We start from the raw sequence: 23,626 nt of genomic DNA, 5'->3' as shown, positions 1-23,626 counted from the left end.
CGATCATCTACAACTTCGCGAACTTCTACAACACCCAGCGACCGCACAAAGCGCTCAACGGGAAGGCACCCCTGCACAAGCTCGCGCAGGCTCGCAAAGTGTAGCGTAGCTGTGTAGACCCTACACTTTAGCTCGACCGCCGCGGCTTTTCCAACGCGATGATTAATTCGTCAGCGCCGGCGGCCGCTCACGAGCGAGAGGTAGTAGAGAAGCGTCAGGACCGCCTGAGCGGCGGCAGCGACGTAGGTGAGCGCCGCTGCGTCGAGGACTTGCTTGGCGGCGGGGATCTCTTGCGCCGAAAGGATACCGCTCGTCTGCAGCATCGCGAGGCCGCGCCGGCTCGCGTTGAACTCGACCGGAAGCGTCACGACCGCGAAGATCGCGGTGAGCGCGAAGAGGAAGATGCCGACCCAGATGAGCTCGGGCGATCGCAGCCAGTAGCCGGCGATGAACATGAGCGGTCCGACCCACGCCCCTATCTGGACGCCGGGCACGATCGCGGCGCGTAGCCGCATCGGCGTGTAGCCTTGCTGGTCTTGCACCGCGTGGCCGAGCTCGTGCGCGACGACGGCGACCGATGCGATCGAGTTCTGTCCGGACGTCTGAGACAGGTTGATCGTCTTGTTCGCCGGGTTGTAGAAATCGGTGAGCACGCCCGGCGTGCCTCGCACGCCGATCTTCAACTGCTCCTGCTGCATGAGTATCTGCGCCGCCGTCTGGCCGTTGACGCCGCTGCTCGTCGGGACGCGCGCGTAGCGGGCGAAGGTTCCGCGAAGCCGGGTCTGCGCCCATAGACCGAGGAGCAGAGCGGGGGCGATGAAGATGAAGTAGGTCGGGTCGTAAAACATATCGGAAGATACTCCGTCGCCGGCAACGCGGTTTCACCCGTTCGGCGCCCTTACTGGGACGCCATGCCGCCTAAAAGGGCAGGCGCCGTTCGACGAAGAGGGTCGTCGCCAAAAAATCGGGCGAACCGTAGCGCAAATTGAAGGACGGACTGAAATATGGCGAGCCGCCGAAAACACTTCGACGCGCCGTGACCATGAACGCTCCGTCCGGCTCCGCGATCTGTGCGCCCGCGAACGCGGCTTTCATCGCGAAATCGACGTTCGGAGGGCCGGCGCCGGCCCAGGAGCCGCGCGTTCCGAAATATGCGAAGCCGGCGGCCGCGACGAGATGAGAAGACGCACGCTTCGTGAGCGATACGACGTACTGAGGCGCGTCGAACGAGACGGCGTCGAGGCGTTCGCCGCCGGCATACGGCCGGTGCAAGTCGTCGTCGGAGAAGTCTAGTCCGAGGTCGCCGAAGCGCCCGAGTTCATGACCGACGTAGACGTTGGCTCGCTGGAACGAACCGGTCGTCGCGTCGAGCGGGTCGCTTTGGATGAGGAAGAAGCCTTCGACGAAGCCGAGCGCACGGCCGTCACTAACCGTGAATGGGCTGATTTGGCGAAATCTCGCCCACGTGACGTAGAGCTGGTTGCGGCCGTCGTCGCGGCTGTACGAGATGAGCGGACCTTGACGGTTGACGCCCGCGGTCGAAGAGTCGACGAGCTGGAAATCCGATTTCAACCATGGGCCGGGCCACGAATAGGCAACGCTCCAGATATTCTCCGGCGCGCCGTACGGTAGGATCATCGTGGCATACGTCGGTCCGAAGCGGTAGAAGTCGACTCCGACCCGCCCGTCGCCGAGCCGATGCGATAATCCGGCGTGGACGAACCCGTCGACCGCGACGCCGCGGTTGTCGATCCGATCGGCCTGGTACGATGAGAACGCGCCGTCGATCGTCGCGTGAAGACCGAGCGGTGTTTCGAAGTTCGCGCCGGCACCGGTGATCGTCTCGCGCTGCCCGTCGAGCACGCTCAACGCAAACGGTCCTTGGCCGGTTTGTTCGATGGTCGGAAGGGCGCCGAAATCCGTCGTGGTCAGGATCGGGTCGCCGCCGGTGTGGACGTGGAGCCACTGCACCATCCAGCCGTCGCCGCCGGCGAACGAGCGGCCGGCGAACAGCGTCTCCATCCGCGCAGGCGTTCCCGGGAGCGCCGGCAGCGCCGCATCGGCCGCTTCGAGCGAGATGGCGCCGGCGTCGCCCGCAAGATCGAATCCGCGCAGCGGCAGCGTCGAGGGCGATGCATCCCACGCATCGAGCGCGAACGGGCTCGGCGCGAGGCTCTCGGGCGTCTTCATAGTCAATGACGGAAGCGCGTTCGTCGTCGCCGGAGGCGTGAAGACGCACGCAAGCGTCTGACCGAGATCGAACCAGCCGGCCCGCAGCGACACGCCGGCGCGCTCGAACGAAGCGCGGATCTGCGTCAGACCCGCACGCGCGCCGGTATAGTCATCGATTCCCGGGTGCGTCGGGAACGCGACGGCATAACCGGTGACGGTCGAGCCGAGATGCGGATCGTCCTGCGGCTGCATCGGTTCGGCCCAATACGCCTCGTTCGTGCGATCGCCGTCGAGCGCTTCGACCCCGCCGATCGCCTCCAAAGAAAACGTGCGCCGATGCCACGACGCGTCGAGCGACACCTGTTCCTGCGCGACGTCGCCCGGTACGAGCGGCGCGGCGGAGAAAGGATCGTATGGTGACCACCGGCGCTGCAGGCGCACCATTGACGAAGCCCGGTCCCTCGATCGGCGTCAGGCCCGGACCGCTCACGCCTTGCGACAGCAAGATCGTTCTCAGATCGCCGTGGATCTGGAAGGTAGATGCGGCTGTGGCGGTCGGCAGCGGTGAAGGGGAAGCGGCTGCATCGGCGCTCGCAGCGCTGCCCGAAGAGAAGAAGAGCGCGAGCGCGCAAGCGAGTGCGAAACATGCAGCATATCGGACGTTCACGATTCTTTCGGCCACTCGAACTCCATCATCCCATCGCCTTTTGCCGCGCGACGCGACCACCCGTGCGCCTCGGCCATCTCTTCGGCAGCGCGCCGCGCGAGGTCGGCGGCGATCGCCGGGCTGACCACGCGCGCCGATCCGCCGAAGCCAAGCACCCACGAGACGACCTCTTGCGGATCGTTGACGGCGAACGTGATCCGCAGCTTCCCGTCCTCGCCGTCCTCGCTCGCGACTTCTGCAGGCCAGCGGCGTGCGCGGACGTATGCGGCGCGAATCGCGTCGATCTCGACGACGACGCGCATGGGCTTGGAACGCTGACCGACGTACATGCCGAAGCTGTGTTCGAGCGCGTCGGAAAGGCTGAGCTTCGGATCGGGCTCGAATCCGTCTTCGAGCGTCACGTCGCGCATGAGGTCGACCGCGAAGAACTTCGGAGCCTGGCGCACTTTTTCGCGCCCCCAGACGTAGAAGCGCCCGACATTTTCGTGAAGCGCATACGGTTCGATCTGACGCGCTTTCGGCTTGCCGCCGGTCGTGTTCGTATACGTGAAGGCGATCATACGGTGATCGCGCAGCGCGCACTCGACTTGCGTGAGACGTTCGTAGAACGCGTCATCGGCGCGCGGCTGCGGGCGGTGGACGGGCGGCGGGGCGCCCTCGCTCGCTCCTGCCAGTTGCGCATCCCAACGCTCGAAGAGCGGCGCCAGTTCGTCGACGTACGGCGAGCCGAGCGCGGCGGCGTTCGCGCGGAGCATCGTCACGCGGTCGCGCAGTCGCGCCTGCGATGACGGCGCCGGTTTGATCGTCCACATCGGATCGACGACGTGAAAGCGCTTCTCTTTGGCATCCCAGCGCAGCGCGCAGCCCTCGCGCTCGAGACGTTTCTTGACGCGCTTCCACGTCGCTGCCGACAGGCCGCCTCCGTACACCTCGCGAGCGTGCGCGAGAGTGATCGTGCGGGCAGAATCGAGTTCGCGCAGCAATCTGAGGAGACCGTCGCTTCTCGCAGGCATGACTTGGCTACGATACGCCCGACCGGACGATGAACTCCTATGGCCGCGTCCAAATGAGAGGGGGCTCGCGCTGTGACCGGGTCAATATCCGGCCGGCTTTGCGCGGGCATCACGGCGTGGTTGAATTGGAGTCGGAGGTTTGCACATGGACATTTCGGACTACTGGCGCGAACAGAGCCGCAAGCGCAGGATCAAGGCGCGCGAAACCGGCCGCTGCATCATCTGCATGACGCGCGACGCAAGGGAAGGCCGCGTCACCTGCGGGCGCTGCTGCGCCGCCGCTACGGCGGCGACGAAGCGGCGTCGCGGGACTCAGGCCGAAACGGAGGCCGTCGAAGGTGGGCTCGCGACGAGCGAACCCCGGACCCTCGCTCACGTGTCGTGATCGCGTCGCGCATCGGCGCGAAGCAGGCTCAATGAGTCGCGCGCCGCGCCGTTGAACCCGCGGCGGCATGAAACCGCTATACAGCCACATAGACCTGCGCGTCCGCGATCGCGAACGCGCGGTCGCGTTTTACGATCCAATCATGCGCAGCTTCGGCTTCGAACTCGAGGCGCGCAAAGCGGGCGACGAATGGCCGACATGGCGCAGGCCTGGAGACGATCGCAACGGCGACTTTTTCGGCTTCGAAGTGGATCCTGACCACAGGCCCAACGAGAACCGCCTTGCGTTCCGCTGCTCGTCGAAGGAAGAAGTCGACCGCGTGACGGCGGTCGCCGCCAAGGCCGGCGCCGTCGACGTGGACGGGCCGATCGTCTACACGCCGCGCTACTATGCGAGTTTCTTCGACGACCCGGACGGGAATAAGCTCGAGCTCTGCTACCTTCACGAAGAAGGCGGGTAGCCGCCCGCGCTGCGGGAAGACCTTATTCCCTATAGAATTAATGGGGGACTTCCGGCTCCGGGTTTTAGGGGCGTGCGACGCCAATTCCGGACCGTCGTCACTGTACGTGGGGGCGACGATACGATAGGCTAGTGAGCATTCTCACCTAAATCCCTACGGAGTCGCTATGGATTGGCATATCGCCCTCGCGGGGCTCCTCGTCGGCACTGCGGTCGGGTTCTCCGGAGTCGGCGGCAGCGCCCTCATGCTGCCCGTGCTCGTGCTCATGCTCGGCGTCCAGCCGCTCATCGCGGTCGGAACCGACCTCGCGTATAGCGTTCCGACGAAGATCGTCGGCATGATCGTCCACTGGCGCCAGCAGACGATCCGCTGGAAGCTCGTTCTCCTGCTCGCGATCGGCGGCGTGCCGGGCGCGCTCGCCGGCGTCTTCCTGCTCGGCTTCGTCAAGCAACTCGTGCCGCTCGACGTGCTGAACTCGAACCTGAAACACGGGCTCGGCGTGCTGCTCTTCATCGTCGCCGCGCTCATCGTCGGCGGCCAGTACATCCAATCGAGGCGCGATAAGGGCAAGAACTGGGTGCCGCTCCGGCCGAAGGCGCCGTGGATCCTGGCGACGGGTCTCGTCGTCGGCTTCCTCGTCAGCTTGACCTCGATCGGCGCCGGCTCGATCACGATGACGCTCATGTGCCTCATCCTGCCGCGCATGCGGATCCAAGAGCTCGTCGGGTCGGACGTCGCGTTCGCCGCTATCATCGTGCCGATCGCTGCGGCTGGCCACTGGGCGCTCGGCAGCATCAACTGGCCGATGACGGTCAGCTTGCTCTTCGGTTCGATACCAGGCGTCATCATCGGCAGCCGTCTGTGCGGCATCTTGCCTGAGAAGATCGTGCGGCCCGCCACTGCGGTCGTCATGGCGTTCACCGGAACGCGCATGTTCTAGGCCGCGGCTAAAGCACTCTCGCCGGAAGTGATCATGGACTGGCACATAGCGCTCGCAGGCCTTCTCGTCGGAACCGCTGTCGGGTTCTCCGGCGTGGGCGGCAGCGCGCTCATGATGCCGGTCCTCGTTTTGTTGATAGGCGTCCAGCCGCTCGTCGCCGTTGGCACGGATCTCGCGTACAGCGTGCCGACGAAGCTCGTCGGCATGTTCGTGCACTGGCGCCAACAGACGGTGCGCTGGAAACTCGTCTTGCTGCTCGCGATAGGCGGCATCCCCGGCGCCGTCGCGGGCGTCCTGATGCTCGGCTATGTGAAACGGCTGATCTCGATCGATGCGCTCAACGAGTACTTGAAGCACGGCCTCGGTTCGCTGCTCTTCCTCGTCGCCGGCATCATCTTGTTCGGCCAGTACATCCAGAGCAATCGCGAGAAGAGCAAGAACTGGGTGCCCCTGCGCCCGAAGGCGGCGGTGATCGTGCTCATCGGACTCGGTGTCGGCTTCCTCGTCAGCCTGACGTCGATCGGCGCCGGTTCGATCGCGATGACGCTGCTCTATCTCATCTTGCCGACGATGCGTTTTCAACAGCTCGTCGGTTCGGGCGTCGCGTTCGCGGCGATCATCGTTCCGATCGCAGCCGCCGGCCATTGGGCGCTCGGGAGCATCAACTTCCCGATGACGCTCAGCTTGCTCGTCGGTTCGATTCCCGGCGTCATCATCGGGAGCCGCCTCTGCGGCGTGCTACCGGATAAAGTCGTCCGCCCGGCGACCGCGCTCGTCATGGCCGTGACGGCAGTTCGGATGTTCTGAGAGCCGAGCTTCGTTCGGCTCCGGTCGACCGTAAAGGTCGACCGCTCCAATAACAAAACGCCCTCCGGTCTTCCATCTGCCGGCGGGCGTTCCGTTTCCCTACGGATGATTCTAGCAGACATCCCCCGTCGCTGTCATCACCGGGGCCGTGCCATGGGTCACAGTTGCCGACGGTCCTGGTCGAGGTCCGATCGCCAATGTGCGAGCGCTCGCATCTCGTCGCTGGTAGGGGGCGTGTCCGCGCTTTCGACCGCGGCCTGGAGCGCATCGAGGCCGTTGCCGACGGCCCAAAGGCTCGTGAACTCGACGGTCGGTGATCCGACCGAGTTGTCGGGGCTTTGCGTAGGCGGCCCTCCCGCCAAAGCCTTCTTGCCCTTGTGCAAGGCGGTTTCAAAGGCTGTGTGAGCGAGGACCCGCATCGCCTCGATCTCGCGAGCGACTCGGAACTGTTCGACGAGGTCGGCGTCCGAGGAGCGCACGCGCGGATCTTTCTCGACCACGAGCGGTTGCGACCACGTATGCCCGCCTTCCGCCAGTCGTAGAGTGTAGCGACCCGGCGGTGCGAGTACGCCTCCGAGGAAGCCGCTTTGCGGTTCGCCGGGCAGCAGCGCGTACGCGAAATCCCAGGCGAACCGATGCGCGCCGGGTGACGCCAACAACGCCTGTCCGGGCGGCGCCCAGAACGCCGGAAAGTCGAGCTCGTCCGGGTTGACCGCTTGCGGCGGATGCGCGCTCGAATAGTTCCGTACGAGCGCGCCCGATGCGTCGTAGATCGAAAGCGTCAACGGACCCGTCAGCTTCGCGTTGACGATGTAGTCGACGAACGCTCCGTCGGCGCGATTCTCGCCTGCGGGTTCCTCGGGCGGCAGCGCCTCGCTGGGGTCGACGTGTGCGCGCATGCGGATCGCCGCCTCGGGTGCGAAGAGCCAGGCAGGGCTCGACGTCGACATCGCCTGATGGAGCGGCGAGAGATCGTCGAGGACCCAGAACGATCGCCCATGCGTCGCGATCGCGAGCGAATCTTGCTTGACGACGAGGTCGCGGACCGGCACGACCGGCATGTTGAGACGCAGCGATTGCCAGTTGGCGCCATCGTCGAACGAGACGAAGACGCCGAGTTCGGTTCCCGCGTAGAGGAGACCGCGTCTCGACGGATCTTCACGCACCGCATTGACGTACGCGCCAGCGGGTATGCCGCGCATGGCCGGCGTCCACGTCGCGCCCCAGTCGTGGGTCTTATATATGTAGGGACGAAGATCGTCGACCTGATGACGATCGATCGCGGCATAGGCCGTCGCAGGATCGAACGCCGACGCTTCGATGATCCCGACCTTGCTCCAGGCTCCGAGCTGCTTCGGTGTGACGTCGCTCCACGTCGCCCCCTCGTCGCGTGTCAGCCAGATCTTGCCGTCGTCGGTGCCCGCCCATATCGCGCCGGCCCGGATGGGCGACGGCGCGATCGCTTGTACGACGCCCCGCCGCACGCCGGTCCCATCATTGTCCGCCGCCGTAGGCGGATCGAGGCTGTGGGGTACGGCCGGGTTCGGCCGCGTCAGGTCGGGGCTGATGATGCGCCAGCTGTTGCCGCCGTCTGCTGAGCGGAAGATCACCTGCCGTCCGAAATAGAGCACGCCCTTTTCCGAACGCGATTGCGCCAGCGGCAGCGTCCACGTCGATCGGTAAAGCCCAGGGAAGGCGATCGTCGGGTCGATCGACTGTGTCTGGCGCGAGCGCAGATCTTCGCGGCTCACCGTGTCGCCGTACAGGATGTTCGGATCGGTGCTCGAGGCGCCGACGTAGCCCGATTCGCCGCCCGCGACGATCATCTGCCAGTCGAACGACGTGATGCCGAACGCGTCGCTTCGCGTCGGCACTTTCGCGGCTCCGTTGTCCTGCTGCGCGCCGTAAACGTTGAACGGGAACTGATCGTCAGCCTCGATATGGTAGAACTGTCCGGTCGGCTGATTGAACCACGAGCTCCAGGTCAGCCCGCGGTCGACGCTGATGCTCGTCCCCTGATCGCTCGCAAGCGCGATGCGGTCGCGATCGCGCGGGTCGACCCACGGTTGATGGAAGTCGTCGCCGTCCGGCGATCCCTTGATCGCCGTGAAATGCTTGCCGCCGTCGGTCGATCGGTAGAACGCCGTATCGGAGATGTAGACGGTGTCGCGATCGACCGGATCGACCGCCAGCTTGCAGAAGTACCAGCCGCGCTGCCACAAGCGCCGGTCCGCGTCGACGAGCGACCAGGTAGCGCCGCCGTCGTCCGACCGGTACAAGCCGCCTTTCGCCGCGTCGACGATCGCGTACACGCGGTGCGAGTCGCTCGGAGCGACGGCGATACCCATCCGGCCGACGTGCCCGCGCGGGAAACCGCTCGACGTGACCTGTTGCCACGACGTGCCGCCGTCATGGGAGATGTAGAGCCCGGTGCCCGGACCGCTCGAAGGCGGGTAGATATTCCACGGAGGACGCCGCGTCTGCCACAGCGCCGCGAAGACGGTCTTGGGATCGTTCGGGTCGATGACGACGTCGATGGCGCCCGTGTTCTGATCTTTATAGAGGACGCGCTGCCATGTGTTGCCGCCGTCGAGCGAGCGGAAGACGCCGCGCTGCGTGTTCGGTCCCCACCCGTGGCCAAGCGCTGCGACGAAAACGCGATCCGGATTTTGCGGATCGACCGCGACCTTGCCTATTTGGCGCGTGTCGTCGAGCCCGATGTGGCGCCAGGTCGCGCCGGCATCGCTCGACTTGTACATGCCGTCGCCGTACGTTATGTCGGAACGCATGTCCGCTTCGCCGGAGCCGACGTAGATGACGCGCGGATCGGACTGCGCGACCGCGATCGCGCCGATGGACGCGATCGGCTGCGAATCGAAGATCGGCTTCCAAGTCCGTCCGGCGTCGTCGGTCTTCCACACGCCGCCGGCGACCGCGCCGAAATAGAAGAGCGTCGGGTTTCCCGGCACGCCGGTGACGGCGTTCGAACGGCCGCCGCGGAACGGTCCGATCATGCGCCAGTGCATCGCGTCGTACGGATGGACGTCCGTTGACGCGAGCGACGGCGCGACGAAAAGCGCGACCGTTACGAACGAAAGCACAAGAGCGCGGAAGTGTCTCATGCGCGGCGATTCTTGTCGCCGCAAAGCCATTCCCTTCAGGGCTCTCGCGGCGCGTAGCGACGCATCGCGCCGGCAGCTCGCGTGACGATCGTCGAACGAAGCTCCGCCGGTTCGACCGCTTCCACGCGATCGCCCCACGCGAGCACGTGCGCGACCGCGACTTCAAGTCCGGGGAAGAGCAGTTTGTACGTTTTCCAGCCGCGGCGTCCTTGACCGACGAGTTCGCACTCCCAGTACGATGTCACGTCGTCGACAGCGTTCGGCGCGACGCGAAGGACGACCGCAAAGCCCGGTAGGCTGCGCTCGAACTCCGTGCTCCACTTCGTCCAGTAGCTATCGAGATCGAAGTCCGGCGGTCGTTCGAAACGCTCGGGCATGACGTCGAGGCCGAGCATGCGATCCGCGCGGAAGACGCGCATCTCCGGGCCGTACAGCGCGACGAGGTACCAGACGCCGGCTTTCGCCACGAGACCGAGCGGTTCGACGATGCGTTCGCTCACCTTCGCGTTGCGATCGCGATAATGGAGGACGGTGCGGCGGTCTTCGGCGCATGCGGTGCGGAGCGCGGAGAGCATCGCTCGCGGCTGCTGCGCCTGCTTCCACCGTCGCGGATCGATGTGGATGCGCCCGCGAACGTTCGCGGCTGCGCGCTTCTGCGACTCGGTCAGCGCGCCGCTCAGCTTTTCGAGGGCGCGGCGCAAGTTGTCGCCGAGCCCGACGTCGGCGAGCGTCTCGGCCGCCGAAGCGAAGAGCGCTCGGATCTCCTCGTCACGGAATTGCGTGAGCGCGCGCCGGTAGCCGTCGGCGAGCACGATGCCGCCGTGCGCTCCGCGCTCGGCATGGACGGGAATGCCCGCGGCGCTCAACGAGTCGAGGTCGCGATACACGGTCCGCTCCGACACCTCGAGCGACGACGCGATCTCGCGTGCGCTCGCCCGGCCGCGCGCCTGGAGCATGAGGAGCATCGCGAGAAGGCGCTCCGATTTCACGACAGCCCACTTTTGCAATGCTTCGTGGGATTCTTTCGGATGTCGCTTGAAACGACCACCGTGCGCAAGATCGCGACGCTCTGGGTCGCTGCCGCGTCAGCCGCCGTGATCATCGGTCTACCATCTCACGTTGAGGCGAGAAATGCGCCCTCGCGCGTGACGGCTGGTGAAGCCGCGCAGCTCCAGATGGTGCTCGATGAGGCGCGCATCGCGAGCGGTGCCCCTGGGGTCTCGGCGGCGATCGCCGACGATGGGCTTGTCATCTGGACCGGCGAGAGCGGCGTCTGGAGTCGGTCGACATTTTCGACCAACGTCCCGATTACGGACAGCAGCATGTTCGTGCTTGCCAGCGTCAGTAAGATGTTTATCGCGACGATTGCGATGCGACTTGTCGAAGAGGGGCGGTTGCGCCTTTCCGACTCGATCACACCGTACGTCCCGGCATACCTGCCCGACGCGTCGCGCGTCACGGTTATGAACCTGCTCGGCCATACGAGCGGCTATCGCGATGACGAGGACGATCCGATCATCCTCAAGCTGCTCGGCGATCCAAATCACGTTTGGACCCGCGATCAACTCGAACGTCGCGAGGGACCGGTCCGCTTTTCGCCCGGCTCGCGATTCGACTATTGCAACTCGTGCTACGTGATGCTCGGCGGGGTCATCGAAAAAGCGAGCGGCGCAAGCGTGGGCGCGGAGCTCGACCGATTCGTGCTCGAGCCACTGCATCTTCAAGACGACGTCGACATCGATCGCGTCGCGCGGTTCGCGCCGCGGATATCTCCGGGGTACGATCTCGAGCACGGCAAACTAATTGACACCTTCAAGGATGCGCGCGATCTCGGCGTTCCGACCTACGACTGGGGGCCCGTGTGGACGGACGGCGGCGTCGCAGCGACCGCGATCGGCGTCGCGCGATTCACCGACGCACTCTTCGGAGGATCCCTCGTGTCGAGCAAATCGCTCGCGACCATGCTCGCACCCGGCGGAAAGAACGAGATCCTCGAAAGTGACAAACACGACGGTCGCCTCTGGCGCGGCCATAGTGGTTTCTATGACGGTTTCACCGCCGAAGCATGGTACGACGCGCATCGCCGCCTCACAATGGTCGTGCTGACGAACCGTACCGACGACAACGATCCTGCGACGCAAGTGTGGAACCGCCTCGCGACTTCGTACGATCGCATCCGGCCCTGACGCCTAGCCCTAAAAAGATATTACGCCAACAAACCTGACAGCAGATGTCAGGTTTGAAGGGTTAGGATTGCCGTAGCCGGCGGCGCGGAAGCGGACGCCGCAGCACGAAGCCGTCGAGAGGATAGACGATGAGCACAGCTACGGCAACCACGATCAAGGGCATCGACGTCCACACGTACCTCGCAAAAGATGCTAAGCGCGCGGTGAAGTTCTACCGCGACGCGCTCGGCCTGCCGATGAGCGTCGAGCTCTCGCAGGGGGCCGAGTTCGAACTCGCCGATGGCGCGACGTTCGGCGTGTGGCAGATGCAGGATGGCTCATGGCATCCGAGCGCGGGCGTCATGTTCTCGGTCGAGGACTGCGAAGCCGCAGTCGAGCGATATCGCGATCGCGGGGTCACGATTCTCGACGGGCCATTCGACACCGGCGACTGCTTCATGGCGGTCTGCGAGGACACCGAAGGCAACTCGTTCCTGCTCCACCAGCGCAAGGGCTAGGCTCAAAAGAGCCGAACCTGCGCGCATGAAGCAAAAACACGCCTTCATCATGGCCGCGTGCCTTACGCTCGCGGCTCTTTCTCCATTGGCGTCAAACGCGGCGGCGACGAAGGCACCGCCCGACACGCCGACGGCTGCGGAGCAGCCGTTCGTGACCAGGGCGACCGCCGAGCTGCAAAAGATGTACGGCACGACGACGCAAGCGAGCGCCGCCGGCTACTTCCGGTATAACAACGAAGACCGCACCGGCGCGATATCGTGGGTCAACCCGAAGTACTGGGTCAGTGACGAAACGCACCCGAGTCAGATCTGGTACGACGTCAAGGGCCGTCTTATCGGCGTCGACTACAGCACGCTATGGACCGACGCGAAGCACCCGCCATCGAGATGGGGCATCATCCCGGCTCGTTGGTTCGAATTCGAAAACCACGTGCACTACGCGTTGATGGAGCCTGATGCGACGCTGAAGTTCGGCGGCATGGAAGACAGCTCGATAACGAAAGTCGGCGGAGACCCGGCGTCGGTCACCGCAGCGGATATCGTCAAGACGGGCAAGGCGCTATCGACGGCGCAAGTCGCGTTCGCGTTTCACTTCGCCCACTTGTGGGATCTCGAGTTCTGGCTCGTCCCGAACCCGAGCGGCGCTTTCGCTGAGAAGAATCCCGACGTGAAGCCGTCCACGACGCACGCCGGCGGGATGTGAAACCGGCCGCGCTGTCAACGGGCATCTTCGCAGCGGCCGCGGCTTTCATCGCCGCGGCCGCGACGGCGCACGCTGCCGCAGCGCCGATAACGCTCGTGGTCGACGCGCGCGAAGCGCCGCGCAACATCCTTCACGTCACCGAAACGGTGCCGGTCACGGCGAACGGCCCGATGACGCTTTACTATCCGCTGTGGATACCGGGCGAGCACTCTCCGAGCGGTCCGATCCAAGGCGTCGCATCGCTGCATATCCGCGCGAACGGCATCGACGTCGCATGGACACGTGACACGGTCGACCTCTCGACGTTCCATTTGACACCGCCGCCGGGCGCGACGAGACTCGACGTCTCGTTCGACAATCTGATCACCGCATCGGATCCGATGGCGACGCCGAACATCGTCATCATCAACTGGAACCGAGTGTTGCTCTATCCGGCCGGCCGCCCGTCATCCGACATCGATTTCACGCCGAGCATCATCTTACCAACGGGCTGGACCTTCGGCACCGCGCTCTCGGGACCGAAGCGCGATGGCGATAGGGTCGACTTCGCGACGACGTCGTTGTTGACGCTCGTCGACTCACCGCTCGACGCCGGGCGATACGGGCGCCGGATCGTCCTGCTCGACAGCGGCGGCTACACGAACGAGATCGACGCTTTCGGCGACGCACCCGAAGACCTCGACCTGAGCGACGGGAACGTCCAGCATTACAAGAACCTCATCGCCGAAGCCGATGCGCTCTATGGCGCGCGGCACTGGCGACACTACCATTTTCTCCTGACGCTCACCGACGTTATCCCGGGTCAAGGCATCGAACATCACGAATCGAGCGACAATCGCGCGAGCGCCGACTATTGGACGAACGCCGCGCAGCTGGAGAGCGGCGCCGATCTGCTCCCCCACGAATACTCGCATTCCTGGAACGGTAAGTACCGCAGGCCGGCGGATCTCATCCAGCCCGACTATCAAAAGCCCGAGCGCACCGATCTGCTTTGGGTGTACGAAGGCTTGAACCAGTATCTCGGCGACATGCTCGCATTCCGCAGCGGCTTTGTGCCGACATCGCAATACCCGGAATACCTCGCGAACATCTATGCTCAGATGGACTACGAGCCGGGCCGGCTGGCGGATCCGCTCGTCGACACCGCGATCGCCGCGCCGTATCTGTACAACGCACCCGATGAGTGGTCGTCTCAGCGACGCAGTGCAGGCGATTTCTACACCGAGGGCGAGCTCGTGTGGCTGTCGGTCGATGCGATCATCCGAGCGCAGTCGCACGGCGGGCGATCGCTCGACGATTTCCTCAAGGCGTTCGACGGTCAGCAGAGCACGCCGCCGATGGTCGTCCCATACACGCGCGATGACGTCGTCGCAGCGCTCGAAAACGTTCAGCCGTACGATTGGAACGGGTTCTTCCAGAAGTGGGTCTACGACGTCGCGCCGCATCCGGCGTCATTCGGCATCGATCTTACCGGCTGGCGCCTCTACTGGACGGGGACCCCGAACCATTGGGATGAGCTCGACGAAGAAACCGGCGGAAGCGCGAATTTCCGTTATTCGCTTGGCTTTTCGACCGGAAGCGACGGCAAGATCGACGACGTCCTCGCTGCCTCCCCCGCGGCGATCGCAGGCATCGGCCCGCAGACGCAGATCGTCGCCGTGAACGGCCGCAAGTTCTCGATCGAAGGTCTCCATCGGGCGCTCGCCGACGCGAAGGACCCGAATCGGCAGATAGAATTGATCGTCCTCGACGACGACCTGTATCGGACCGTCGACATCGCGTACCATGGCGGCGATCGCTACCCGCACCTCGAACGCGTTCCCGGATCCGACGATGTCTTGCGCCTGATCACCGCACCCCGCCGCAAACCGTAGGTTCATCCGCGTGATACTTCACGCCGATCTCGACGCGTTCTACGCGAGCGTCGCACAGCGTGACGACCCGTCGCTGCGCGGTAAACCGGTGGTCGTCTCGGGCTCGAGCCGGCGCGCGGTCGTGCTCACGGCCTCGTACGAGGCGCGACCCTACGGCATCCACAGCGCGATGCCGCTCTTCATGGCCCAGCAGCGCTGTCCGCATCTCGTCATCGTGCCGCCGACCTTCGACAAGTATCGGACCGCGAGCAAAGCGGTCTTCGAGATCTATCGGACCCACGCGGAACGAGTGCAAGGACTTTCGCTCGACGAGGCGTTCCTCGACGTCGGCGACATCGGCCTCGACGCGGCGGTGACGACGGCGCGCGGGCTCAAGGATGCGGTCCGCGCTGCGACGTCGCTCGCCGTCTCGATCGGCGTCGCGTCGAACAAGATGGTCGCCAAAGTCGCGTGCGACGACGGCAAACCCGACGGCTTGACCGCGGTAGCGCCCGGCGATGAGCGCGCGTATCTCGCCGACAAACCTGTCGGCGCGCTGTGGGGCGTCGGGCCGAAGACGCAAGCGCGCCTTCGGGACCGATCTATCGTACGATGCGAACAGATCGCCGCGATGTCGGATGAAGAAGCGTTCGCACTTTTCGGCAAGTGGGGCCTGAGCCTTCGCGACCTCGCGCGGGGCATCGACGATCGCGAGGTGAGCTCCGATGACGGCGACTGGACTGCGGGATCGATTTCGAGCGAGTCGACGTTCGAGCGCGACGTCATCGGCGTCGAGCCGATGATCCCGATCATTCGCGAACAAGCCGGCGAACTGGCAGAACGATTGCGCAAGCGCGGTCTTCGCGCGCACACGATAGGCGTCAAGGTGAAACGCGGCGACTTCACCGTCACCGGCAAGCAGACGTCGATGGCGCAACCCACCGACGACGCTCGCGTCATCGCGGGCGCCGCGATCTTTTGTCTGCGCCGCGCGGGTGTCGACGACACGCCGGTGCGGCTCGTCGGCGTTCGCGTCAGCACGCTCGTGCAGACGTCGGTGAAGCAGATATCGCTCTTCACCTGATGTCATACGGTCGTCCGCCGACGATGAACAAAGCGAAATCTCAGGACAGGTTCACGACGACGTCCGCGGCCGACGGCTCGTTCGAATTCCTAGGCCAAAGCTCGGCGAAGCGCATCTCGGGCGGCACGTTCTTGTTCTCACCCGGATCGCTGCAAGGTGCGAACGATTTCGCGCTCGAGGATCACGACCAGACGAACACGTTGAATACAGCGTATACGTGGGTATACGCGCCGCAGCGCTACGCGACGCTCCAGACGACGTGGGGAAGCGGCTTCCCGGCACAGTTCGAGAACGGGACCGGTCGCTTACCGGGGCATGTCGAGCTCGGCGCGTCGATCGGCAGACGTCCGCCGCCCGACGGCAGCGGGTTCGGCTGGGAGATAGCCGGGACGAACATCTTGGACAAGCAGTACTTGCTCAAGCTGAACAACGGCTTCAACACGACGCAATATGCTGCCGGCAGTCAGATCACGTTCAAGCTCATAGCTCCGCTCTGATCGAGCGTATATGAAAGGCCGCGGCGGTCGAGATGAATCTCGACCGCTCCCCCTTTTTGACGAAGCGTAAAAAGGGAAGAAAGGCCCTGGTACCTCGCGGGGACGCCGCTCGGCCAGGGTAGAACTTAGAGGAGCTTAGGCAGATCGATGGGGGCTCATTGCTAATGAAGACATCTGCACTCGTTTTTATAGCGGCCGGTGCCGTCGCGGTAGCGACCATCGTCGGCTGCGGCGGTTCCGGCACGACGGGCGGATCCGTCCTCTCGCAACCGCCGGCCGCGAAAGTGTCGCGGTTCACGTCGCCGACACCGACGCCGACGCCGATCCAACTCTCGCTCGGCGAGACGATCGGCACGGACGTATTTCCTGAAGGCGACACCGCGTCGGGCGGAAACGGTCAGCAGGTCGATCGGATCAACTGCCGCGCGTTTCTCAATAACCAGTTCCACCATCACGTCCATCTCTCGATGTTCGTGAACGGCGAGCAGATCGCTCTGCCTCGCGGCACCGGCATGAAGAATCCGGGGCACGGCGCGTTCATCTATCACGCGACGTGCGCGTACTTCTTGCACACGCACGACGAGACGGGCATCATCCACATCGAACCGCCGACCGCGCGGACCTTCAACCTTAAGCAATACTTCGACATCTGGGGCGAGCCGCTGAGCACGAACGGTTTCGCCGGCTACACGGGTGCGGTCGCGGTGTACATCAACAGCGTGCTGCAGCCGGGGATGGATCCGAACACGGTGACGTTCTCGCCGTACGAGGAGATCACGCTCGTCATCGGCACCCCGCCGAGCTGGATACCGGTGTACCTCTTCCCGGCGGGTTATCCGTGATCGCGGATCCGCGGCACTGAGAAAGGCGGCCGATCGTATACGATCGGCCGCTCTCGTTTGCTCTTCGAGCGAGCGGCGACTCGGCGGGAGGCGCTGCCGGGTGGCGAGGAATCATCGAGGATTCACCGAGTCGCTTGGGGGGAGCAATCGATGAGATCAACCGCATTCGCCGGCATGGTTCTATGCGCCATCGCAGCGGCGGCGTCGATCGGTTGCGGCGCCGGCGGCGGGGCGTCGAGCGCGGTCGCCCCGAACCCGCAGCCCAGCCCGACGCTCGCACCGTCGCCGACGCCGTCGCCGACGCCGATGCAACTCGTCATCGGAACGACCGTAGGGACCGACACCTTTCCCGAAGGCGACACGTCGACCGGCGGTCACGGCCAGCAGATCGACGGCATCGATTGCAAGGGCGCGCTCGACAACCAGTTCCACCACCACGTCCACCTCTCTATGTTCGTCAACGGCGAACAGATCGCGCTGCCGCGCGGCACCGGCATGAAGCAGCCTGGCCACAACAAGTTCGTCTATCATGCCAAATGCGTCTACTATGTGCACACGCACGACGAGACGGGCATCATCCACATCGAGCCGCCGGACGGCAGGGCGTTCACCCTCGCGCAGTACTTCGATCTTTGGGGCGAGCCGCTGAGCACGAACGGGTTTGCCGGTTACTCGGGCTCGGTCTCGGTCTACATCGACGGCGTGCTCCAGCCGGGAATGGATCCGACGACGATCGCGTTCTCACCGTTCGAGGAGATCACGCTCGTCATCGGCACGCCGCCGAGCTGGATACCGGCGTATGTCTTCCCGCCGGGCTATCCGTGATAGAAGGCGTGTGAGGGAAGGCCGCGGCGGTCGAGCTAAAGCTCGACCGCTACATTTTCTCAGAGGCAAAGGTCGACCGCTCGTTTTCTGCGCACTCATCGCACATGAGCTGGATCATCGGTCCGTCCGACGCGGCGGCGAAACCACGTCCTTCCGACAACCTCGCGACGCCCATAGTCGACCGCTACGGCGTCGAGGTCGAATACTATGCGCCCCGCGGCGTCGATCCGCAAACCCCGCACGATTGCGATGAGCTGTACGTCGTCGCGACCGGCACGGCGTCGTTCGCGTCCCCGGAAGGCCGGCAGAGCGTGGCGGCCGGGGACCTCATATTTGTCCCGGCGGGAGAGGCCCATCGCTTCGAAGACATCGGCGAAACATTCGCCGTGTGGGTGTTTTTCTTCGGGCCGCCGAGCGGTGGTGCGTCCGGACACGGGTAGCGCCCGATGAACCTTTTGAGATGTCCAAGCGACTAGACGGTATGCCGCTACCCGACGACGGCCCGGCGCTCGAAGGTTTGTGGATCGCGCAGATCGCGCGCGGGGATCGCGCCGCCTTCGAGCGGCTCTACGGTGCGTATCAGCGGCCGCTGTTCCGGTACTTCCTCCATTTCGTCCATGTCGTCGAACTGGCGGAGGAGCTCACCGACGACGTGCTCGTCGAGGTCTGGAAGAACGCTGCTCGGTTCCATGGCAGATCGAAACCGTCGGTCTGGGTTTTCGGCATCGCTTATCACAAGGCGATGGATGCGCTGCGCCGCCGCCGGCCGCCGGTCGTCGACCTTCATGCGGTCGAGAACGCGCCGGACGACCAGCGGCTCGCGCCAGAGGCTGCCGCGCTGCACGAGAGCGTGCGTAACGACGTCGCGCTCGCGCTCGCCACCCTATCGGCCGAGCATCGTGCGGTGCTCGTGCTGACGTTCGGACACGGCTACGGCTACGCCGAGATCGCGCAGATCGTCGGCTGTCCGGTGAACACGGTGAAGACGAGGATGTTCTACGCGAAAAAGCGGCTCAAAGAGACGCTCGAGCGCCGCGGCGTCCGGGCGGACGTCTCATGAGCCACGCGAAGATCGCAGAGCTGCTGCCCTGGTACGTCAACGGCACGCTGCCGATGGGCGAGCGGCAGTCGGCTGCGCTCGAGGTCGCGTCATGCGACGCGTGCGCTGCCGAAGTCGATGAGCTCGCGAAGATCCAGACCGCGATGCTCGAGCTCGAGGCGACCGCTCCCGAGCCGAGCGGGCGTGGCCTCGCGCGCGCGCTCGACGCGATCGAAAAAGAAGAAGAGCGCAAGCGGCTCGGTCATCCATGGTTCGGTTGGTGGTGGTCGCTCACGCCGTGGAGGCGCGCGCTCGTCGTGTCGTCGGCGCTTGGAGCGCTCGTCGTGTTCGGCATCTTCATCACGCCGAAGCCCGCGCCCGAGTCGCTCGCGTCGTACGGGTCGACGAACGGCTCGACGCCGATCGCGCTCGAACGCATCGCGCCCGCAAGCTACGCGGCGAACGCCGTAGTCGGACGAGACGCCGGCGCCCCCGCACCCGCAGCCGCGGCGAAGACAGGTCAAGCACAGCTCGAGCCCTCGATGCAAAGCACCGGCCAGGTCGCTCGCACCGCGGGCATGAGCCTCATCGTCCCCGACGTCGAGAAGGCGATCGGCAGCGTCAGCGCGACCGCGCGCGCGGAAGGCGGCGAGATGCTCTCGCTCGACGACGAGACGCCGACGCAGCCCGGCGTCGTGCACACGGCACACGTCGAGATCGGCGTGCCGCAGCTCCGCTTCGAATCGACGCTCGACGCGCTCGGCAAGATCGGCGGAGTCCAGTCGCGATCGGTCGGCGCCGAGGACGTCTCGACGCAGATCGTCGACGGGCAAGCGCGGCTTCGCAACCTGCGCAGCACCGAATCCGACCTTCTCAAGATCATGTCGCGCGCTGGCAAGATCGACGACGTGCTCGCCGTCGAGAACCAGGTCTCTTCGACGCGCGAACAGATCGAGCAGCTCGACGCAGAGGTACAAGCGCTGCAGCATCGCGTCGCGATGTCGACTGTCACGGTCGACCTGCAGGACGAAGCGCCTGCCCGCTCGGTGAGCGTCGGCATCGGTGCGCAACTGGCCAGCTCGTGGGCCGCGGCGCTCGGATCGGTCAAAGCGTTCACGATCGCGATCGTCGGTGCACTGCTCTGGATCGTGGCCTATGGGCCGTACGTCCTGGGTGTCGCTCTTGCCGGCGGGATAGTCGCAGCGAGCCGCCGCCGATTCTAGGCGGCGCCCGGGGAGCGCCGCCGCCTGACGCGAATCGCTCTCTCATGCGCGTCCGCCTCAGGATGAGATCGCTCGCACGCCGCGCGATGCCGGCCATGTTCGGCATCGCCGTTCTTTTCTCGGCCGCGTGCGTCGCCGCCGTCGCAGCGCACTATGCCATCGATGCGGCGGGCGACTACCTCGTGCCGCACGACACGTACGACCACATCGGTCACGTGTCGCGATCGATCGCGACGCTCGTCGCGGCGGGGCTGACGCTCGTCGGCGCCTTCGTGTTCCTGATCGCTGCTCTCGCCGACGCGCGGCGCTTCAGGGGCGCGCTCGACGCGGTGCTCGGAGCAAGCGGGCTGCGCACGCCGCTGCGCCTCGTGCTCGCAATCGTACCCGCGACGTTGGTCGTCCTCGTCGCGATGGAGTCGATCGACGGTCGCCTCGCGACCGGTATCCAGCCGGGCTTCGCTTCGACCCTCGGCGGTTCGATCTGGCTCGGGTCGAGCATCGTTTGCGCGACCGGCATCCTCGTCGCGCTTGCACTCTGGCGTGGTCTGCGCGCGCTGTCGGCTTCGACGCGTCGCTTGACGTCCGCGCTCGTACGGCTCGTCGCTCGGCGCGACGCCGCCGGGTCGCGCGCCGACGCGCACAGGCGACTGATCGAAACTCCGCCTGCATCAGGACGCGGCTCCGTCCTTTCCCGTCGTGCGGGGAAACGCGCTCCGCCCAAAGCCGCCTGACCTAACGCGGATCCGGCCCCTCGGTTCCCACGCATCCGGCCGCCGGCCGGACGACAAGGCGGTTCCCGCATCATGCGCATCAGTTTGTCGCGCGCGCGACGCTTGTTCTTCGCTCCGCTTTTACTCGCGGCAGTGATCATGTTCGGCGAGCCTGCCGTCGCGGCGCCCGCCGCGATTGAAAGCGCTCCCGTCACCGGCACCGTCACGACGATCGACGGTACGCCGGTCAATCGGGCCCTCGTGACGTTCGTCCGCAACGGCATCACCCGATCGGCCTCGACTGATCCGCAGGGCCGCTACTCGATAGCAGTCGCACCGGGCACGTACGTCTTCGACGTATATGCGAAAGGCTACGAGTCGCCCGGTGCGCGTGAAGTGAGCGCAGTAACCGGGCAGACGACGATCATCGACGTGCAGCTCGCGCGATCGACGTCGTCGCTGACGACGATCGGGCGCGTCGTCACGCGCGCCGGCGACGCATTGCAGACCTCATCGGCGCCGACGCAGCAGCTCGACGTGCGCACCTATGCGGCGCGCGGCGGCGGCGACCTCGCGTCGCTGCTCGCGGATGAAGCCGACATCGCCGTCGTCGTGCGGCCGACCGGCGGCAATCCTGCTGCGCCGGCCGCGGTATCGCTTCGCGGTCCTGACCCGACCGAGACGCTCGTCGACCTCGATGGCCACGCGATCAACAGCGGCGGATCGGGAGCGTTCGACCTGTCGCTCATCGATCCGGCGCAGCTCGAATCCGTGCAGGTCGTCGACGGCATCTCGCCGGGTTCGCTCGCCGGGCCGAACACCATCGGCGGCACGATCAACGTGCAGACGCTCGACCCGACGTCGACGTCGCACGCGCTCATGCGCTTGAGCATGGGATCGTTCGGTGCGTTCGGTGCGACCGCACAAGCGACCGGATCGGACTCGGGCGTCGGCTACGCGATATCGCTCCATCGGCAGACGACGCGCGGCGACCCCGACGCCGCGGTGCTGTCGACGGACGGCGATAACATCTTCGTCGGCAGCGGCGTGAACGGATCGACGGCGCTCGCGAAAGTCCGCTTCGGGATCGATGGCGGCGCCGGCTCGGTGCTCGTCACCGCGAGCGGGCAAAGCGCTTTTCACGACCTTTCGGCGTCTTTGAGCGCGATCGAAACGCCGGCACTGATCCCGGCGCAGGCGACGCACGTCGATTTCTCCGGCTCGGCGCAGCTGACGCACGACGGCGCATACGGTCTCGACGTCCAGCTTCCGCTCGGCCACGCCGACCAGGCGGGCGCGGCTCCGGCGACCCTCACGATCCGTCATCTGACGTCGCTGTTCGACCAGTCGGTCGTCGGACCGGCAGCGGGCACGGATCCTTTCCTGCTCGACGAACGCGATCTGATCGGCGACGACGTCGTTCAGATCGATCGACCATTCTCTTCTGGCCTGCTCACGATCAAAGCAGACCTGCGTACCGAATCGCTTCGCACGGTGCCGACTCCCGGCGGCGCACAGGATCAGATCGTCGTCGGCCCGCTCGCCGCCGCAGGCGCCGCTGGTCCATCCCCGGTCGTACTCGGACAGACGCAGCGATCTCTTGGAATCCGCTATGCGGTGGACGCGAGCTCGAAGATCCACGTCGAGGCCGCCGCGTATGCGAGCGACTTCAGCACCTTTGGCGCGAGCACGGACCCGCGTGTCGGCGTCGTGTGGACGCCCGACGCGCAGACGTCGATCCGGGCATCGTTCGGCACGACTTTCCAGTCGCCACAGCTGCTCGAGCTGTACGTGCCGGCATCGCTTCCGCCGCCCGATCCGGACGGTTTCTTCGACATCGGCAATCCGCACCTCACCGCGGATCGCGCGACCGATATCGGGCTCGGATTCGAGCACCTCTTCGGCGGCGCACGGTCCGCGCGCGTCGGCATCGACGTGTTCCGCACGTCGCTGCGCGACTCGTCGCACCGCTTCATCCCGTCGGTCGATTGCAATCCCTCCGGCGGACCACCTCCGCCTCCGAATGAGTGCGAGAGCTTTCCGATCAACGTCGGAGATTCGGTCTACGAGGGACTTGAGAGCCATGCGAGCTGGCTCATCGGCGGGTCGACGCGGGCGCGGGTCGCGTATGCCGTCGATGCGGCAGCGCCGACCACCGTGTCCCCGCTCTTCCAAGACGGTTCGATCGTCGCCGGCGAGCAATATCTCGGCGTGCCGCTCCAGACGGCGACCTTCGATCTCGAGCATGACAGCGATGGCGCGCTTTCGGAGGACGCGCTCGTGCGCTACGAAGGACGCTACAACGAGCTGAACCGGCCGCCGTTCGCGCAGTTGCAGGCCGGGCTGACTTGGCGGCGTGGCGCTTTCGAGGCTGGGCTCTACGGCACGAACCTCACAGGCGTGTACGACGCCGGCTACACGCTCGCAGGCCAGGGCGTGCCGTACGGAGGCCTGGCCGGACCGATCCCGACCGACGCGTTCTCGCTGCAAGGCCCGGCGGTGACGTTCGTCATGACGTTGCGACGCTAAAGGTTTGCAATGCCTCGCATTCGGGCATCAACCCGCTCAGCGCGGCGGCGTGCCGCTTTCAAAACGTCGTGG

Annotated in this window: 22 protein-coding genes; 17 read left to right on the top strand and 5 right to left on the bottom strand. The window is 65.5% G+C overall.

The window, feature by feature from the left end:
- Positions 1-170 precede the first annotated feature (170 nt).
- The 3 genes from VFO25_13090 to VFO25_13080 all read right to left on the bottom strand — a co-directional run bounded on the left by VFO25_13090 (position 171) and on the right by VFO25_13080 (position 3,852).
- Entirely contained in the window at positions 171-848 is a 678-nt protein-coding gene (locus tag VFO25_13090) for a zinc metallopeptidase (GenBank protein ID HET9343842.1), read from the bottom strand.
- A 70-nt stretch (positions 849-918) separates the two neighbouring features.
- Complete coding sequence (locus VFO25_13085; protein ID HET9343841.1) at positions 919-2,616, bottom strand: hypothetical protein; 1,698 nt, start codon at positions 2,614-2,616, stop codon at positions 919-921.
- Positions 2,617-2,835: 219 nt separating this feature from the next.
- A complete protein-coding gene (locus VFO25_13080; protein ID HET9343840.1) occupies positions 2,836-3,852 on the bottom strand; it encodes a WYL domain-containing protein in 1,017 nt (338 codons plus the stop codon).
- Between the two features lie 145 nt (positions 3,853-3,997).
- On the opposite strand from VFO25_13080, the gene VFO25_13075 reads away from it, so the two are divergent.
- The 4 genes from VFO25_13075 to VFO25_13060 all read left to right on the top strand — a co-directional run bounded on the left by VFO25_13075 (position 3,998) and on the right by VFO25_13060 (position 6,444).
- On the top strand, positions 3,998-4,237 hold the full coding sequence (locus tag VFO25_13075) for a hypothetical protein (GenBank protein HET9343839.1): 240 nt from the start codon (positions 3,998-4,000) through the stop codon (positions 4,235-4,237).
- 67 nt (positions 4,238-4,304) lie between these two features.
- Positions 4,305-4,697 carry a VOC family protein gene (locus VFO25_13070; protein HET9343838.1) on the top strand — a complete coding sequence of 131 codons (393 nt, stop codon included), beginning with the start codon at positions 4,305-4,307 and terminating at the stop codon, positions 4,695-4,697.
- Between the two features lie 166 nt (positions 4,698-4,863).
- Complete coding sequence (locus VFO25_13065) at positions 4,864-5,637, top strand: sulfite exporter TauE/SafE family protein (GenBank protein HET9343837.1); 774 nt, start codon at positions 4,864-4,866, stop codon at positions 5,635-5,637.
- 33 nt (positions 5,638-5,670) lie between these two features.
- Positions 5,671-6,444 (top strand): sulfite exporter TauE/SafE family protein, encoded by a 774-nt coding sequence (locus VFO25_13060; GenBank protein ID HET9343836.1) that lies wholly within the window; start codon positions 5,671-5,673, stop codon positions 6,442-6,444.
- Positions 6,445-6,602: 158 nt separating this feature from the next.
- Here VFO25_13060 and VFO25_13055 read toward each other — a convergent pair whose 3' ends face one another.
- Together VFO25_13055 and VFO25_13050 are read right to left on the bottom strand one after the other, a co-directional pair.
- Positions 6,603-9,566 carry a hypothetical protein gene (locus VFO25_13055; GenBank protein HET9343835.1) on the bottom strand — a complete coding sequence of 988 codons (2,964 nt, stop codon included), beginning with the start codon at positions 9,564-9,566 and terminating at the stop codon, positions 6,603-6,605.
- 35 nt (positions 9,567-9,601) lie between these two features.
- Positions 9,602-10,555 carry a YafY family protein gene (locus VFO25_13050; GenBank protein ID HET9343834.1) on the bottom strand — a complete coding sequence of 318 codons (954 nt, stop codon included), beginning with the start codon at positions 10,553-10,555 and terminating at the stop codon, positions 9,602-9,604.
- Positions 10,556-10,615: 60 nt separating this feature from the next.
- Between VFO25_13050 and VFO25_13045 the strand changes: the two genes are divergently transcribed.
- From VFO25_13045 to VFO25_12985, 13 genes are all read left to right on the top strand, one after another.
- Complete coding sequence (locus tag VFO25_13045) at positions 10,616-11,752, top strand: serine hydrolase domain-containing protein (GenBank protein ID HET9343833.1); 1,137 nt, start codon at positions 10,616-10,618, stop codon at positions 11,750-11,752.
- A 128-nt stretch (positions 11,753-11,880) separates the two neighbouring features.
- Complete coding sequence (locus VFO25_13040) at positions 11,881-12,249, top strand: VOC family protein (protein ID HET9343832.1); 369 nt, start codon at positions 11,881-11,883, stop codon at positions 12,247-12,249.
- 25 nt (positions 12,250-12,274) lie between these two features.
- The gene (locus VFO25_13035) at positions 12,275-12,952 is read left to right on the top strand and encodes a hypothetical protein (protein ID HET9343831.1); all 678 of its coding nucleotides are present in this window, start codon (positions 12,275-12,277) and stop codon (positions 12,950-12,952) included.
- Positions 12,949-14,826, top strand: a complete 1,878-nt coding sequence (locus VFO25_13030) for a hypothetical protein (GenBank protein HET9343830.1) — start codon at positions 12,949-12,951, stop codon at positions 14,824-14,826. The genes VFO25_13035 and VFO25_13030 overlap by 4 nt, the downstream gene beginning before the upstream one ends.
- Before the next feature lie 10 nt (positions 14,827-14,836).
- Positions 14,837-15,889 carry a DNA polymerase IV gene (gene dinB / locus VFO25_13025; protein HET9343829.1) on the top strand — a complete coding sequence of 351 codons (1,053 nt, stop codon included), beginning with the start codon at positions 14,837-14,839 and terminating at the stop codon, positions 15,887-15,889.
- Positions 15,889-16,386 (top strand): hypothetical protein, encoded by a 498-nt coding sequence (locus VFO25_13020; protein HET9343828.1) that lies wholly within the window; start codon positions 15,889-15,891, stop codon positions 16,384-16,386. The genes dinB and VFO25_13020 overlap by 1 nt, the downstream gene beginning before the upstream one ends.
- 164 nt (positions 16,387-16,550) lie before the next feature.
- Complete coding sequence (locus VFO25_13015; protein HET9343827.1) at positions 16,551-17,228, top strand: hypothetical protein; 678 nt, start codon at positions 16,551-16,553, stop codon at positions 17,226-17,228.
- A gap of 150 nt (positions 17,229-17,378) precedes the next feature.
- The gene (locus VFO25_13010) at positions 17,379-18,053 is read left to right on the top strand and encodes a hypothetical protein (GenBank protein ID HET9343826.1); all 675 of its coding nucleotides are present in this window, start codon (positions 17,379-17,381) and stop codon (positions 18,051-18,053) included.
- A gap of 104 nt (positions 18,054-18,157) precedes the next feature.
- Complete coding sequence (locus VFO25_13005; protein ID HET9343825.1) at positions 18,158-18,493, top strand: cupin domain-containing protein; 336 nt, start codon at positions 18,158-18,160, stop codon at positions 18,491-18,493.
- 20 nt (positions 18,494-18,513) lie between these two features.
- The gene (locus VFO25_13000) at positions 18,514-19,113 is read left to right on the top strand and encodes a sigma-70 family RNA polymerase sigma factor (GenBank protein ID HET9343824.1); all 600 of its coding nucleotides are present in this window, start codon (positions 18,514-18,516) and stop codon (positions 19,111-19,113) included.
- Positions 19,110-20,315, top strand: coding sequence for a DUF4349 domain-containing protein (locus VFO25_12995; protein HET9343823.1), 1,206 nt, complete (start codon positions 19,110-19,112; stop codon positions 20,313-20,315). The genes VFO25_13000 and VFO25_12995 overlap by 4 nt, the downstream gene beginning before the upstream one ends.
- Positions 20,316-20,359: 44 nt before the next feature.
- Complete coding sequence (locus VFO25_12990) at positions 20,360-21,046, top strand: hypothetical protein (GenBank protein HET9343822.1); 687 nt, start codon at positions 20,360-20,362, stop codon at positions 21,044-21,046.
- Positions 21,047-21,118: 72 nt separating this feature from the next.
- Positions 21,119-23,554: a TonB-dependent receptor gene (locus VFO25_12985; GenBank protein ID HET9343821.1), complete on the top strand. Its 2,436-nt coding sequence runs from the start codon at positions 21,119-21,121 to the stop codon at positions 23,552-23,554.
- Positions 23,555-23,626 lie beyond the last annotated feature (72 nt).

The sequence above is a fragment of the Candidatus Eremiobacteraceae bacterium genome (assembly GCA_035710745.1).
GTDB lineage: Bacteria > Vulcanimicrobiota > Vulcanimicrobiia > Eremiobacterales > Eremiobacteraceae > JANWLL01.
Note: the sequence above shows the minus strand (reverse complement) of the source record. Positions and strands in the feature narration are given on the sequence as shown.